Origin of the sequence: Streptomyces yerevanensis, from assembly GCF_000716805.1 — a bacterium.
Lineage (GTDB): Bacteria > Actinomycetota > Actinomycetes > Streptomycetales > Streptomycetaceae > Streptomyces > Streptomyces flaveus.
The window spans coordinates 251,753-266,594 of the sequence record NZ_JNWJ01000021.1; the positions used below are offsets into that span (position 1 = coordinate 251,753).

The 14,842-nt window shown below is 71.3% G+C and carries 14 protein-coding genes; 6 read left to right on the forward strand and 8 right to left on the reverse strand.

Annotation, left to right across the window (positions count from 1 at the left end; translation table 11 throughout):
• Window positions 1–63 precede the first annotated feature (63 nt).
• Both OP79_RS23255 and OP79_RS23260 read left to right on the forward strand, forming a co-directional pair.
• Window positions 64–486, forward strand: coding sequence for a hypothetical protein (locus OP79_RS23255; RefSeq protein ID WP_033322410.1), 423 nt, complete (start codon window positions 64–66; stop codon window positions 484–486).
• The gene (locus tag OP79_RS23260; protein WP_033322412.1) at window positions 483–755 is read left to right on the forward strand and encodes a DUF4031 domain-containing protein; all 273 of its coding nucleotides are present in this window, start codon (window positions 483–485) and stop codon (window positions 753–755) included. The genes OP79_RS23255 and OP79_RS23260 overlap by 4 nt, the downstream gene beginning before the upstream one ends.
• A gap of 19 nt (window positions 756–774) precedes the next feature.
• Here the strand turns inward: OP79_RS23260 and OP79_RS23265 are convergent, their stop codons facing one another.
• From OP79_RS23265 to OP79_RS23275, 3 genes are all read right to left on the reverse strand, one after another.
• Complete coding sequence (locus OP79_RS23265; RefSeq protein ID WP_106972455.1) at window positions 775–1,845, reverse strand: GNAT family N-acetyltransferase; 1,071 nt, start codon at window positions 1,843–1,845, stop codon at window positions 775–777.
• An 18-nt stretch (window positions 1,846–1,863) separates the two neighbouring features.
• The gene (locus tag OP79_RS23270) at window positions 1,864–3,084 is read right to left on the reverse strand and encodes a Cmx/CmrA family chloramphenicol efflux MFS transporter (protein WP_106972456.1); all 1,221 of its coding nucleotides are present in this window, start codon (window positions 3,082–3,084) and stop codon (window positions 1,864–1,866) included.
• A gap of 96 nt (window positions 3,085–3,180) precedes the next feature.
• Window positions 3,181–3,828, reverse strand: a complete 648-nt coding sequence (locus OP79_RS23275) for an HD domain-containing protein (protein WP_033322416.1) — start codon at window positions 3,826–3,828, stop codon at window positions 3,181–3,183.
• Between the two features lie 92 nt (window positions 3,829–3,920).
• On the opposite strand from OP79_RS23275, the gene OP79_RS23280 reads away from it, so the two are divergent.
• Together OP79_RS23280 and OP79_RS23285 are read left to right on the forward strand one after the other, a co-directional pair.
• Complete coding sequence (locus OP79_RS23280; RefSeq protein ID WP_033322418.1) at window positions 3,921–4,619, forward strand: copper homeostasis protein CutC; 699 nt, start codon at window positions 3,921–3,923, stop codon at window positions 4,617–4,619.
• A 158-nt stretch (window positions 4,620–4,777) separates the two neighbouring features.
• A complete protein-coding gene (locus tag OP79_RS23285; RefSeq protein ID WP_033322420.1) occupies window positions 4,778–5,521 on the forward strand; it encodes a YqeB family protein in 744 nt (247 codons plus the stop codon).
• 37 nt (window positions 5,522–5,558) lie between these two features.
• Here the strand turns inward: OP79_RS23285 and OP79_RS23290 are convergent, their stop codons facing one another.
• Entirely contained in the window at window positions 5,559–7,634 is a 2,076-nt protein-coding gene (locus OP79_RS23290; protein WP_033322422.1) for a HelD family protein, read from the reverse strand.
• 347 nt (window positions 7,635–7,981) lie between these two features.
• On the opposite strand from OP79_RS23290, the gene OP79_RS23295 reads away from it, so the two are divergent.
• Window positions 7,982–8,182: a hypothetical protein gene (locus OP79_RS23295; RefSeq protein WP_033322424.1), complete on the forward strand. Its 201-nt coding sequence runs from the start codon at window positions 7,982–7,984 to the stop codon at window positions 8,180–8,182.
• A gap of 16 nt (window positions 8,183–8,198) precedes the next feature.
• Here OP79_RS23295 and OP79_RS23300 read toward each other — a convergent pair whose 3' ends face one another.
• On the reverse strand, window positions 8,199–9,842 hold the full coding sequence (locus tag OP79_RS23300; RefSeq protein ID WP_033322426.1) for a DNA repair helicase XPB: 1,644 nt from the start codon (window positions 9,840–9,842) through the stop codon (window positions 8,199–8,201).
• 218 nt (window positions 9,843–10,060) lie between these two features.
• Between OP79_RS23300 and istB the strand changes: the two genes are divergently transcribed.
• Entirely contained in the window at window positions 10,061–11,407 is a 1,347-nt protein-coding gene (gene istB, locus OP79_RS23305) for an IS21-like element helper ATPase IstB (protein ID WP_033322428.1), read from the forward strand.
• Here the strand turns inward: istB and OP79_RS23310 are convergent.
• From OP79_RS23310 to OP79_RS23315, 3 genes are all read right to left on the reverse strand, one after another.
• Entirely contained in the window at window positions 11,385–11,576 is a 192-nt protein-coding gene (locus OP79_RS23310) for a hypothetical protein (protein WP_033322429.1), read from the reverse strand. The genes istB and OP79_RS23310 overlap by 23 nt on opposite strands.
• Window positions 11,577–11,688: 112 nt before the next feature.
• A complete protein-coding gene (locus tag OP79_RS58070) occupies window positions 11,689–11,811 on the reverse strand; it encodes a hypothetical protein (protein ID WP_281193235.1) in 123 nt (40 codons plus the stop codon).
• 270 nt (window positions 11,812–12,081) lie between these two features.
• A complete protein-coding gene (locus OP79_RS23315) occupies window positions 12,082–14,613 on the reverse strand; it encodes a helicase C-terminal domain-containing protein (RefSeq protein ID WP_033322431.1) in 2,532 nt (843 codons plus the stop codon).
• Window positions 14,614–14,842: the final 229 nt, after the last annotated feature.

A 14,842-nucleotide genomic window follows, 5' to 3' on the forward strand; every position in this document is an offset into this window, starting at 1 on the left:
CCCTGACGGGCGCGCAGCCCACACGGAGCGCCGTCACTTGTGCCGTAGGCGCACAATGGGGCTATGGAACCTCCGCCCTCCCCACACCCCATCAGCCCCCTGGAACAGGCGCTGCACACGGCCCGTGCGCTCGTGATCGCCGATCTCGTCGCGGGCGACGTCGCCGAGGCCGATGTCGTCTCGCTCGTCGAGGCGTCGGTGGTGCAGCGGCGCTGGTGGGTGGAGCAGTGGCCGGAGGGCGTCGAGTACGTGGCGGGGCTGGTCGCCCAGGACGTACAGGACGCGCTGCTCGAACGGTACGGGCGCTGGCCGCTGTGCCCCGTCTGCGGCGCCGGCGACCCGCACGCCCTCGACGTCGAACCGGAACTCGGGCCCGATCCGCACTGGGTGTGCCACAAGGCGGGCGTGAAGGTCTCGGCGGTGGGCTCGCTCGGCTCGGCGACGGGAGGGCCCGGCGGCGGCTCCGGCGGGGCGCCCTCCTCGTGACGGTCTATATCGATCCGCCCGCCTGGCCGGGCCACGGCCGCATGTGGTCGCACCTGATCAGCGACGTCTCGTACGACGAACTGCACGCGTTCGCCGCGGAGTTGGGCGTCCCGCCCCGGGCCTTCGAGCGGGACCACTACGACATCCCGTCGCATCGGTACGCGGACGTCGTGCGCGCCGGAGCGGTCGAGGTCAGCAGCCGCGAGGTGGTGCGGCTGCTCTACGAGGCGGGGCTGCGCAGGCGCAAGAGCCGTACGCAATCCCTCTGAACGAGTTGAGCGAGCGGTCTCAGCTTCTGCGGAGCTCGTACACGTACTGCTCCCCGTCCTCCCGCACCCACGTGTAGCCCGCACGCGACACCACGCCCTGGGAAGGGGCGTTGGCATGGTCGATCTTCGCGCACAGCAGCTTCACGTCGTCGCGGGCCAGTGCCCATGTGGACAGCGCGCGCAGCGCCTCCGTGGCGTAGCCGTGGCCGCGGGCCGGTTCCTCCAGGTCGTAGCCGACCTCGGCGCGGCCCTCGTCGTCGGGTACGCCGTGGAAGCCCATGCCGCCGATGGCCTGGCCGTCCTCCCTGCGCACGATGACGAACACGCCCCACTCCGGGCGGTGAACTCCGGTCTCGTACGCCTTGATGACTATCCCGGCGGAGAACCGCGTGTTCTCGCAAGGGCCGCCCTCGATCCACTCGAAGCCGCCCGTGCCGCCGGCCTGCAGATCGGCGGCGGCAGCGGGCGTGATCCCTTGCAGGGTGAGCCGCTCGGCGGGGATGACGAGGTTGTTGTTCCAGCGCCACTCGGTGACCGGCGCGCGGCCGGGCAGTTCGCCGCGGCCGGTGGCCCACAGGAGGGTGCGCCAGTGGTCGGGGCCTGGCTGGACGTGCGGGAAGATCCGGGTGAGTACGTCCTCGCACAGCTCGGCCGAGGGCTCGTACGCGATGTCCAGCCCCTCGGCGATGTCATGCGTGTGCAGGAGCACCTCGGCGATGCCCATCGCGGCGAAGCCCTCGCGGTTCGCGCTGCGGAAGGGATACGGGTGGAAGGCCCGCGCCTCGCGCGGCGTGGTGCGGACGGCTGCGGCGAGCAGGGTGCCGGTCGCCTCGATGACGTCCAGGACGTCGTCCGGGCTCTCGCATTCGCCGCAGTCGATGCGGAACGGTACGTACCGGTCGGTGGGGCGGCCCGCCAACTGCCCCGCGTACGAGATGAGATCCGACGCGATGTGCTCAGCCGTCCTGCGGCAACTCCACTCGAGACGGCCCGCCTTGACGCTCCAGTCCTGCTCCCCGGCCGCTGTCCGCAGCGCCGCCACGGCATCCGCGACGGCTTCCTCTATCTGATCCCCGCCCATGTCTCGCATGGGGGCGACGATAGGTGGTCAGTTCGCGGAACGGGACTGAATAACCGACTCATCGGTGCCGGCGGATGCGGCCCCGATGACGACTCGGGAAACCGGACGCCGATGCAGCCGCAGCGAGACGGCGCTCGCCGCCCCCGCCGTGACCGTCATGGCCGCACCGGCCCACGCTGTCGAGGCGTACCCGAACCCCGCGTCGATGACCGCGCCGCCGAGCCAGGGACCGCCGGTGTTGCCGAGGTTGAAGGCGGCCGTGGTGGTGGCACCGGCGAGGGTCGGGGCGGCGCCCGCGACATTGAACATGCGGGCGTTCAGCGCGGGAGCCGTATAGAAGGCCGAGACGCCGAGGAGGAAGGAGAGGGCGACGGCGGCGAACGCGTACTGGCCGAGGAGGGCCAGGGCGATGAGGAGAACGGTCGAGGCCGCGATGCCGGACAGCAGTACCCCGAAGAGGTGCGCGTCCGCGATCCGGCCGCCGATCGTCGTGCCGACGAGCGCGCCGATCCCGAAGAGTGCGAGGACGGTGGGTACCCAGCCTTCCGCCAGGCCCGCCACGTCCGTCAGCAGCGGCGCGAGATAGCTGAACGTGCAGAAGACGCCGCCCGCGGCGAGGGCGACGATCGAGATGGTGAGCCAGGTCTGGCGGTCCCGGTAGATCCGCAGCTCACGCTTGAGCCGGGGCTTCTCGGCCGGGAGGGGAATGGCCGGGATGAGGGTGACGACCCCGACGAGGGCGATCCCGGACGCGGCGGCGACCGCCCAGAAGGCGGAGCGCCAGCCGAGATGATCACCGAGGAAGGCACCCGCCGGGACGCCGAGAACGTTCGCGATCGACAGACCGCCGATCATCACGGCGAGTGCGCGGGCACGGGCGTTCGCCGGCACCATCGCGACGGCGACCGCGGCACCGACCGCCCAGAACCCGGCACACGCCAGCGCACTGATCACCCGGGACGCGAAGAGCACGGCGTAGTTCGGCGCGAGGGCACCCGCGATCTGGCCCAGGCCGAAGACCGTGATGAGGCTGATCAGGGTCGTGCGGCGGGGGAGGCGGATGGTTGCCACGGCGAGGAGGGGCGCCCCGACGACCATCCCGATCGCGAAGGCCGATATCAGCAGGCCCGCACGTGGAATCGAGACGCTCATGTCGTCCGCGATGGCCGGCAGGAGGCCGGACAGCATGAACTCGCTGGTGCCCAGGGCGAAGACGGAGAGCCCGAGGATGTAGACGGCCAAGGGCATGCGGGCGGGAGCGCGGGCGACGGGGGAAAGCATATTCATGGGCAACCTCGGGGGATGAAGTGGCATTCCCGGACGCGGTCACTGACCCGGACGCGGTCACTGAGCGGCGTCGAGCAGTTCCAACTCGGCGCCGATGTTGTAGCGCGCAGTTGCTTCCCATTCCGCCGCCCCGTGCGGGGTGCGGAACAGGCGTGGCAGGGCGAGGAGTTGGCGCAGGACCGTGGCGCGGCCCTCGCGGAAGGCCTCGGAGGGGACGAAGGCGTACTCCTCGCGGACGGCGGCGGTGTAGAGGGCGTACGTCCTCGGGGGTGCGGCCAGGATCGCCAGGTCGGCGTCGCAGAGGACCTGGCCGTTGGGGTCGTCGGGGGACGGGTCGTGGGTGACCGTGAGGCGGACCAGGCGGGCGACCTCGGCCGTTTTCTCCGGCGGGAGACCGGCTTCGGTCAGGGCGCGTTCGGCCAGGCGGGCCGAGCGTTCCTCGTTCTCGGAGCGGTCGGGGAGGTAGACCGCGTCGTGGAACCACGCGGCGAGGCGGACCAGGTCCGGGTCGTCCGCGTACTTCTCCAGTACGTCGATGTGGTCCAGGACCGCCGTCAGGTGATCGAGCGTGTGGTAGCGGCGCTGGGGTTCCGACCAGCGGGCGAGGAGGTCGTCGGCGTACGGGGCGGGATCGGGGGCGGAGGTGGTGCGGGCACGTTGCAGGGTGTGGAGCCAGCGGGTGCGCAGGGCTTCGGGGTCGGCCATGGAGTCATTGTTCCCCTTCGCCGCGTACCCTTGAATTGGACTAGACCTGTAGAGCCGTCCAAGTCGCCCAGCCCCCAAGGGAAGAGGTTCTGATGAGCAAGCGTGCAGTCCTGGAGGTGATCGCCCTCGATGCCGAGGACGCGGTCGCCGCCCGGGCCGGGGGCGCGGATCGCCTCGAAGTCGTCTCCGACATGGCGGCCGACGGGCTCACCCCGTCGGCCGGGGCCTTCGCCGAGATCCGGGCCGCCGTCGACATCTCGCTGCGCGTGATGCTGCGGCCGGGGGACGGGTTCGCCGCCGGAGGCACCGAGGAAATCGGGGAACTGGTGAGCGTCGCGCGGGAGTTGCGGGGTGCGGGGGCCGACGAGTTCGTGCTCGGATTCCTGGACGAGGCCGGTGGTGTGGACGTGGCCGCGGTGGAGCGGATCGTCGCCGAACTGGACGGCTGCCGCTGGACGTTCCACCGCGCGATCGACCGGGCGGCTGACCGAGACGCCCTGCGCAAGCAGCTCGCGGATCTGCCCGGGCTCGACACCTACCTCTCGGCGGGCTCGGCGGCCGGTGTGGACGACGGCCTCCCCACGCTGCTCACCGAGGCGGCGCGGCGCGGGGAGCCGGGTTATGAGCAGCGGCTCATGGTGGGCGGCGGGCTCCGTCTCGAGCACGTACCGCGGCTGCGGGCCGCCGGAGTGGACGCCTTCCACATCGGCGGGGCGGCACGGCCCGGTGGGTGGGAGGGGCCGGTGTCCGCGGCGGCGGTCGGGAAGTGGCGGGCGGCGTTGGACGGGTAGGGACCGCCAGTCGGGCCCCTGCGTCCCCCGAATCCTGCCCGCTCCTGGCTCGGCCCGCGAGCGCATACGAAAGTCAACGAGCCATAGACCATCGGCTGATGACGGGTGTCCCGCCCCTCGCCACACTGAGGGCTGCGCAGCAGAACACAGGGGGGCGTATGAGCGTGGACATGGAGAAAGAGCCGGACGCACGGGCAGACCAAGGAGGCCAGGTCAGCCGGGGTGACGAGGCCGACCGGCCCACCGTGCTCGCCGAATCGACCTGGGGCGTCCTGGTCCTCTGTGTCGCGGCCGGGGCCGTGGTCGGTGAGCTGGTCAGGCTGCTCGCCGGCTGGCTCGTGACCCTGCGCTGGGCGCCGTTCAAGGGACCGGCGGAGTTGTTGGACTCGGTTCCCGAGCCGTGGGTGACCGTCGGCGCGGTGGCCGTCGGTGCGCTGCTGGGCCTTTTCGCGGCTCTTGTCCTGCTGCACGAGTCGCTGTCCGTCCGCGTCTCCGACCGCCGTGTGGTGCTCACCATCCGGGACGAATCCCGGGAGTTCGCGCGGGACAAGATCCGCCTGGTCTTCCCGGACGGCAAACGACTCGTACTGCTCGGCCACAACAGCGAGGAACTCGCCAGGGAAGACTGCGGCCTGTCCATGCCGCGCCTCGCCGACGCCTTCACCGAGCACGGCTACACCTGGGTGGACGAGGACCCGCACCTGGCCGAGTTCCGGCGCTGGGTCCCGGACACCCCAGGCCTGCCCGCGGGGGCGAACGCCCTGTTCAAGGCCCGTGAGAAGGCGCTCAAGAAGCAGGGCGACGCCGAGGATGCCCGGGAACTGCGCGAGGAGCTGGCGAGGCTCGGCGTCGTCGTGCGCGACGAGGACAAGCGGCAGTACTGGCGGCTGCCGTCCCAGTGAACTGACCAGTGACCTGAACCGTGAACCGGCCTGTGGATCAGTCCAGTTGGGGCGGCAGCGGTGCCGCGTGCGTCACGATCAGGCCCGAGACGGCTCGGGTCAGGGTGACGTACAGGCGGCGCAGGCCGGTCCGTTCGTCCGGTTCGCCGTCGACCACGGCCCGCGGCTCGTCCAGGACCACGTAGTCGTACTCGAGGCCCTTGGCGAGCGAGGCCGGGACGAGGGCCAGGCGGGTTTCGTACGTCGTCTCCTCGCCCGGTCCGATATACGTGATCCCCGCCGCCGTCAGCGCCTCGGTCAACGCCGGGATGCGGGCGTCGGCCGCGATCAGGCCGACCGAGCCCTCGTGGCTCAGCAACTCCCGGCAGGCGTCCACCACTTCCGTGTCGCCGACAGTCGTCCGTACCTCGAAGAAACCCGGATTCTCACGGACCGACGCCACCGGAGTGAGCCCGGGCGCGATGTGCGGGAGGAGCCGGGACGCGTACGTGATGACGTCCGTCGGGACGCGGAAACCGGCCGTCAGTTCCTCCACGACGGCGTCCCGCTTGCCCAGGTGCGCCAGCGCCTCGTCCCAACTGCGCGTCGCCCAGGGCGTGGTGCCCTGCGCCAGATCGCCGAGCACGGTCGCCGAACCCGTCGTGCATCGCCGGCCCACCGCCCGGTACTGCATGGGGGAGAGGTCCTGCGCCTCGTCGAGCACCACATGCCCGAGCGAGTGCGTGCGCTGGACGAGATCGGTGGCCTCGTCGATCAACACGGCGTCCGCGGCGGACCACTTGGCGGACTTCGGCGACCGTACGGGCCTGGCCCACAGGATGGTCTTCTGCTCGTCCTCGGTGAGGATCCCGTCCGCGTGTACGGCGAGGAAGCCGGCGTCGGAGAGCAGGCGCAGCACCAGCCGGGCGGGGTCGACCGGCGGCCAGATCGTCTTCACCGCCGCCTTCACGGCCGAGTTGCGGGCGACGGCGTCCTGCACGCGGTCGTCCGGGGCCTCGCCGGACCGCTCCATCTGTACGAGCACGGAGTGCGCGATGCGCTGCGGCAGGGCGTCGCGGGCGGCGCCGTAGCGGATGTCGCGGTCGAGCAACTCCTGGACGATCTCCTCCAGTTCGTACGCCGGGACGCGCCAGCGCCGAGAGCCGCGTACGACGACGACCGGCTCGGTCGGCATCGTGACGTGCGAGCGGACGGCGCGGCGCAGGACCTCGGCCATGCGGGCGTCGCCCTTGACGATGGCGGCCGGTGCGTCGTCCCTGCCGCGTACTTCGACGTGGGCGACGAGGTCGTCCACCGTCGACTGCTTGACCTCCAACTCGCCCAGGGCGGGGAGCACTTGCTCGATGTAGTGGAGGAAGGAACGGTTCGGGCCGATGACGAGGGTGCCGGTGCGGGCGAGCCGGTCGCGGTGGGCGTAGAGGAGATACGCGACCCGGTGCAGGCCGACCGCCGTCTTTCCGGTGCCCGGACCTCCCTGCACGCACAGGGTGCCGCCCAGTCCGCTGCGTACGATCTCGTCCTGCTCGGGCTGGATCGTCGCCACGATGTCGCGCATCGGGCCGACGCGCGGGCGCTCGATCTCCTGCTGGAGCAGCTTGCTGGTGACGTCGGCCTCGGTGGGGTCGGTGAGGTGTTCGTCCTCGTACGCGGTGAGGTCGCCGCCCGTGTACCCGAAGCGGCGGCGCAGCGCGATGTCCAGCGGGTCCTTCTTGGAGGCCCGGTAGAACGGCTGCGAGACCGGGGCACGCCAGTCGATGACCATGGGGTCGCCGTCGGCGTCGTGGACGTGACGGCGCCCGATGTAGAAGCGCTCGCCCTCCGCGCCCTCGGCCTGCTCGACGCCCGGCTCGTGCAGGTAGTCGAGGCGGCCGAAGAACAGCGGGGTGTGGGAGAGGTCCGCGAGGGCTTTGATGCGCTCGTCGATCTGATGGGTGAGGGCTTCCGCGTTGACCCAGTTCGCGGTGACGTCCCGGATGTCGAGCGACTCGACGTCCTCTCGCATGGCGCGGAGGGCGGCGCGGGAACGGGTGAGGTGGGCGCGCTCGCGGGAGAGAGGGTCGAGGGGGTCGTCGGCGGGCGGGGTGGACACGGCGGTGCCTCCGGGCGTGGTCATGCAGCGTGGCGTCCTGCTGCCTGGGGTTCTGCTGCGTGGGTGTGCCTCGTCGCCGTACGTGTCGTACGGCGGGGCTTGTGCCGGCCGGTTTCCGTCCGGGCGGCAGCACTCCACGAGGGGAGGCGGGCAAGAGCGGCGATTTTAGGCTAGGGGCCGATGACGGGGCCAATGGTTTATTACGCGGCCCTGCTCCTGGTGCCAGACCCTGTTCCTGGCCTACTCCCTGGCGGCTACTGCCCCTAGTGGGTCCCTAGGGGGAAGGCTCAGCCCAGAGGCGTATGCGGAGGTCGCGGAGGTTCGGCCCAAAGGCCGATGTCACCCGAATGGCCGAAACGCATCATGGAAACATGAGTGCAGCGACCTTCACCCCAGCCTCCGGCCCCGCCCGGCACGGTCCGCCGCCCGGCGCGACCGCCTTCGACAACCGTCACCACCGCCACCTCCTCGGCGACGCCGTGCGCGCCGTCAAGGTCTTCGCATCCGCCGCGATCGATGTGATCGTGCTCGGGGAGTACGGTGAGGAGGCGGGCGTTCGCCGTCGGCGGTGAGCCGCCTCTCCGCCGCTCAGCTGTCCGTCAACAACTCATCCGCATCCACGATCCGATACGCATACCCCTGCTCCGCCAGAAACCGCTGCCGATGAGCTGCGAAGTCCTGGTCAAGCGTGTCGCGGGCGACCACCGAGTAGAAGTGCGCCTGGTGACCGTCCGCCTTCGGACGCAGCACGCGGCCGAGGCGCTGCGCCTCCTCCTGGCGGGAGCCGAACGTCCCTGAGACCTGGATCGCGACCGTCGCCTCCGGCAGGTCGATCGAGAAGTTCGCGACCTTCGACACGACGAGCACGCTGATCTCACCCTGCCGGAACGCCTCGAAGAGCTTCTCCCGCTGCGCGTTGCTGGTCTCGCCCTTGATGACCGGCGCGTCCAGATGCTCGCCGAGCTCGTCCAGCTGATCGATGTACTGGCCGATGACGAGCGTCTGCTGCCCCGCGAAGCGACGTACCAACGCCTCCGTGACCTTCCGCTTGGTCTCGGTGGTCGCGCAGAAGCGGTACTTCTCCTCGGTCTCGGCCGTGGCGTACGCCAGCCGCTCGGAGTCCGTCAGATTCACCCGGACCTCGACGCAGTCCGCAGGCGCGATATAGCCCTGCGCCTCGATCTCCTTCCAGGGCGCGTCGAACCGCTTCGGGCCGATGAGCGAGAACACGTCCGACTCACGGCCGTCCTCCCGTACGAGCGTCGCCGTCAGGCCGAGCCGTCGGCGCGCCTGCAGATCCGCCGTGAACTTGAAGACGGGAGCCGGCAGCAGATGCACCTCGTCGTAGATGATCAGGCCCCAGTCACGGGAGTCGAACAGCTCCAGGTGCGGATAGACGCCCTTCCGCCTCGTCGTCAGCACCTGGTACGTGGCGATGGTGACCGGCCGGATCTCCTTCCGCGTACCGCTGTACTCCCCGATCTCCTCCTCCGTCAGCGACGTACGCCGCACCAGCTCGTGCTTCCACTGCCGGGCGGAGACGGTGTTGGTGACGAGGATGAGGGTGGTGGCCTTGGCCTCGGCCATGGCCCCGGCGCCGACGAGGGTCTTTCCCGCACCGCAGGGGAGGACGACGACCCCGGACCCGCCGTGCCAGAAGTTCTGCACGGCCTGCTTCTGGTACGGCCGCAGCGCCCAGCCGTCCTCGGCCAGCTCGATCGCATGCGCCTCCCCGTCGACATACCCGGCGAGGTCCTCGGCCGGCCAGCCCAGTTTCAGCAGCGTCTGCTTGATCTGCCCGCGCTCGGAGGGGTGCACGGCCACGGAGTCCGGGTCGATCCGGGTGCCCACGAGCGGCATGATCCGCTTCGAGCGCAGGATCTCCTCGAGTACGGGCCGGTCGGTGGTCGTCAGCACCAGCCCGTGGGCCGGGTGCTTGGACAGTGTCAGCCGTCCGTACCGGTCCATCGTCTCCGCGATGTCGACCAGCAGCGCATGCGGCACCGGATACCGGCTGAACTGCACCAGCGCGTCCACGACCTGCTCGGCGTCGTGCCCGGCGGCCCGCGCGTTCCACAGCCCCAGCGGCGTCAGCCGATACGTGTGGATGTGCTCGGGCGCCCGCTCCAGCTCCGCGAACGGCGCGATGGCCCGACGACAGTCGTCCGCCTGCTCGTGATCGACCTCGAGCAGCAGAGTCTTGTCGCTCTGAACGATGAGTGGACCATTCACACGAGGCACCCTTTCCAGTCGGCCAAACGTCCAGTGTGCCTGATCGTCGGCGTGTGCGGTCGTGGACGGGGTGGACGCCCGCGTCCGGTGCTCCATGATCGCGTCCGGTCCGCGGACGTCAGGGGACCGCCCCGTGACCCGTCCTATTGGATGTCTTTTCATTCCAATGAGTGGCGGCAATTCTGATTTGCGGCTTCGGTTCCGAAGAATGACGGACCGTGCAGGTAACTCGCAGGCAGCCCCTGAAGCCCACCGCATCCACGCCCACCACGACGCTCGGCTACGCCCTGTTCGCCACGAGATGGCTTCAAGCGCCGTTGTACTTCGGCCTGGTGGCCGCCCAGGCCGTGTACGTCTACAAGTTCTTCAACGAGCTGTGGAGCTTAATCCTCCGGATCGTGAGCGGGCACGCGACCGAGACGTACGTCATGCTCGCCGTGCTCAAGCTCGTCGACGTCGTGATGATCGCCAACCTGCTGATCATGGTGATCGTCGGCGGCTACGAGACCTTCGTCTCGCGTATCGGACTCGAGGGCCACCGCGACCAGCCCGAGTGGCTCTCGCACGTCAACGCCAACGTGCTGAAGGTGAAGCTCGCCACCGCCATCGTGGGCATCTCTTCCGTCCATCTGCTCCAGATGTTCGTGGACGTGCACCACACCCCCCGCCACTCGCTGATGTGGGGAACGGTGATCCACATGGCGTTCATCCTCTCGGCGGCGATCCTCTGGTACATGTCCGGGGCGAGAGCGGCCAGTTCGATGCCGGTGCACTCGGATCACGATGCGCCCAAGGACCCCGCTGCTCAGGACCCCGCTCACCAGGAGCCTGAGCCGAAGCCCTCGCCCGTCTCGATCCCGTCCGTCTCGATCCCGTCCGTCTCGATTCCGTCCGTCTCGGTTCCGCCCGGGGCGATTCCGGCCCAGTCGGCCACCCGGCCGACGGTCCCCTCCACCGCCGAGCCCACCGCACCGTACAAACCCCGTGGAACCGAGGCCCGTATCAGGGACGCGGGCTTCCCCTCCCGGAAGCTGCTCGAGGAGTTCGACGACAGCCACCCGCGGTCCTTCGACCGGGAGACCGTCGCGCGCCTCGGCAAGCTGGACTTCGTCGCCGCCCGCGGGAACGCGGTGTTCGTCGGGCCCCCCGGCACCGGCAAGACGCATCTCGCCGTCGGGCTCGGTGTGCGGGCCTGCCAGGCGGGGCACGGGGTGCTGTTCGCGACCGCCGCCCAGTGGGCGTACCGGCTGACCGAGGCGCGGGACGGCGGCCGGCTCGCCGAGGAGCTGGCCTCGCTCGACGCGTACCCGCTGCTGATCATCGACGAGGTCGGCTACGCCCCCTTCGACGCGGCCACCGCGCACCTGCTCTTCCAACTCGTCGCCCACCGCTACGAGCGGGCCTCGCTGATCGTGACCAGCGACCGCCCCCTCGGGCGCTGGGAGGAGATCTTCGGCGGCGCCGCCCCCGCCCTGGTCGACCGTCTCGCGCACCACGCGGAGATCGTCCGAATCGACGGGGACAGCTACCGCATGCGGCGGGCTATTTCAGCGTGGGCAGATTGACGTTGTTGATCAGCGGCCCCTCGACGCTGGCGGCCTCCGTGACGAGGGGCTCGGTGGCGGCGATTGGGAGGGGCAGCGGCAGCGCGGGCGCGGCCTGGGCCTGAGAGGCGAGTACGCCGACGAGGGCGACCGCGGCGAGCAGGGTGGTGGCGACAGCACGAGAACGCATGACTACTTTCAGGCCTTTCGGAAACACGGTCGGAAGTTCAGTCGGGTAACTCAGGTGGGGACGGGCCGGACTCGGTGTGCCGAGTCCGGCCCGCGGGGTGTGCGGGGGCGGGTCAGATGAGGATGCCCGCGCCTCCGTTGAGGTCGATGCCGATCGCCGCGGCCTGGGAGGCGAGTGCGCCGAGCAGCGCGGCAGTTCCGATCAGGACGGTGGCGACACGACGAGTGGTACGCATGGGACAACCTCTTTCTCGCACTTGCCTGTTGACCAGGCGTTGATCAGGACGTCGGGTGGCTGCCCGGCGACTCGCGCCGCGATGCGAGATGGGTCTGGATGCCCCTCAAGGGAGCGAAGTCCCCGGCGGGCGTGCATGATCCAACGCGTACGCCCGGAAGGGTGACGGGAGATGACACGCTGAGCGGCCCTGGTGAAGTCCGGTGCGGTATCGCGCCCCATAAGGGGCGCGGGGAACTGCGCGACCAGCCCCCACCGGGCCGCGGGTTGACTACTGCGCTTCCAGCGGAGCGCTGTCGTCCGCCAGCTCCGCGACGCCCGTGATGCGGTGCAGCGGGTATGTGCGGACTTCGTCCGCCGTGTGGTCGTACGCCGTCACGAAGCCGCCCTCGACGCGGATCGGGGCGATGACGCGCTGGCTGGCGGAGCCCTCGGCGTTGACGTAGCCGATCCACAGGGGCTCGCCGGTGAGGACGGCGGCCTGCACGGTGGCGAGGGTCTCGGCGGAGGTGGTGCGGGGGAGGGAGCCGTTCGGGGCCGCGGCGGCGGTGGCCTTGCGGGGAGCCGTGGAGGCCAGGTCACCGGCGCGGATGGCGCGGATCGCGGCGTTCAGCAGGGTGGCGTCGGGGACCGGCGGGCCTCCGGGTACGGGCTCGGGTGCGGTGCGCGGCGGGGTGCGGTGCGCGTGGGCCCGCGCGATCAGTACGTCGCCCTCCGCCGACTCGGCGGCGGGCGCGAAGCCCATCGCGCGCAGGCCCTCGAGAAGCGTGGTCGGGTCGGTCTGTGCGGCCAGCACGGTGGGGGCGAGTCGGCGCAGCCGCAGGTCGGCGGAGCGCTTGTCGGCGAGGATCTCGTTCAGCAGGGCGTCGTCGTCGCAGCGGACGTACGCCGACGCGGCGCCGATCCGCAGATGGCCGTGCCTGCGGGCGACGTCGTCGATCAGGTACGTGAGGGGCTGCGGCACCGGCGTACTCGAGTGCGCGGCGAGGAAAGCATGTAGGTCGGAGGCCGAACGGCCCGCGTCAAGGGCCCGCCGTACGGATCCCGGCGTGAACCGGTACACCGTCGCCCCGCCCTTCGACTCCACGTCCGCGAGCACCCCGAGCATGTCCGCCAGCGGGCGCTCCAGCGGGCCCGGTGCGACGGCGGTGAGGTCGGCCTGGAGCAGGACGTGGTCGAGGGGGGTGGGCAGGTGGGGGGTGAGGAGGCGGCCGGCGCGGGAGGCGGCTGTGGCGAGTTCGGCTCCCGTGAGCGGTGCGTCGGGCGGCGTCGCGAGCAGGGCCCGGCCGTGCGTGGACAGTGCTCCTCGGCCCGTGATCCCGAGCAACTCCGCCTCGGACAGGGCCCATCGGGCGAGGCGGATGCGTAGATCGTCCGTACGGGTCTGGGTCTGGGCCTGGGACTGGGGGGTGCGCAGGGGGCGTTCCCAGTGGAGGCGGGCGATCAGGGAGTCCGCGGAGACCGAGGCGCCCTCGGGGAGCGCGGCGAGCAGGGCCAGGACGCGGTGGCGGACCTCGGGCGCGGCGGAGCGGTCGAGGCCCGGGCCCAGCGCCGAGAGCGTACGGTCCTTGGCGTCCCGGCCGCCGACCAGGCCCGGCGTGCGGGTCGCGGTCAGCCAGGCGGTGGCGAGCCGCGTCCAGCGCTCGGCCGCGGGCAGCTCCCGCCACTCGTCGTACGCGGGGGTCGCCGCGTACTGCTCGTCGGCCTCGCCGTCCGAGGCCAACAGGCCTGCCGCGTAGGCGAGTTCGACCCAGAAGGCCGCGATCGGCTCCGGTACGTCCAGGGCCACGGCGGTGCGTTTGAGGTCCCGTACGCTCAGGCCGCCCGCGCGCAGCACGGACGGGCCGCCCTCGTCCCAGTCCCCCAGCAGCTCCTCGACGGTCGCGAGCGCGGTGTACGCCTGGCCTGCCGCCGCCGCGTCCACAACCTGTGGACGATGCGTGACGGCGGGTTCGACCTCAGGGGGCAAGGGTTCGACTGCGCGGTGTGCGCGGCCCGCCCTCATGTGCAGGGCGACCTCGCGGGGGAGTACGACCGTGCCGGGCGCCGTCGGCAGCAGCAGCCCGCGGTCGATGAGCCAGCGCAGGCGGGCGGCCGGGTCGGCGGTGACCTGCCCGTACGGCGGGCCCCAGACCAGCCGCGACAGCACCTCCAGGGAGTCGGCCGGGGCCTCGTCGAGCAGGGCCCGCATCCGGGTGCGGTCGGTGAACAGCTCCGTCAGCGACGCCACCGCCGACACCGCGTCATGCGTCGTGGGCAGCCCGGCCGTCGCGAGGATCTCCTGGATACGCCCCGGCGACATGCCCGCCGTCGCCTCCGCGACCGTGGGGCCGAGCCCCGTCGGGGACGGGTGCTGCGGCGAGGGCGCGAGCAGTTCGCGGGCCGTACGCACCAGCCGCAGCCGGTCGTCCGCGCCCCACACCAGCGCCTGCTCGCGCAGCGTCGCGAGCGCACGGGGGAGGGCGCCGGTGACCTCCGGGTCGCCCTCGTCGCCGGCCAGCAGCGCCAGGAGCGTGTCGTACGTCGCCGGGTCCGGGGCCACGGCCAGGGCCTCCGCCGTCTGCAGGGCGAAACGGTCCAGGTGCTCCAGAGCGCGGACCACGGAGGCGCGGGTCCCTGCGCGGGTGGCGAGCTGGGTGAGGTCGGTGGGGACGGGGGTGATGAGGTCGGGGCGGGCCTGGAGGAGAGCGGCGAGGGAGGCGTCGTCGCGGGCCCGTAGTTGCTCGGCAAGCGAACGTGGCGCTGCGGTTGCCGCTGCCGCGGGCTGCGCGGGTTCCTCGGGGGGCCGGTCGTTGACGCTCATCCTGTCCACGGTAGCGGGTTGCCTCCGGCGGTTGGGTTCGTTGTCGGGTGCGGGTTCGTGGGTGGCTGGTCGCGCCGTTCCCCGCGGGGTGCCTCCGGCGGTGGGGCGGCTGCGGGTCCGTCGTGGCTGGTCGCGCCGTTCCCCGCGCCCCTGGGTGGGTGGGGGGTGCGGGGTCGTGGGCCGGTGCGTCAGCCCGTCGCAGGGCGGGCATACGGCCCTGGCCTGGTAC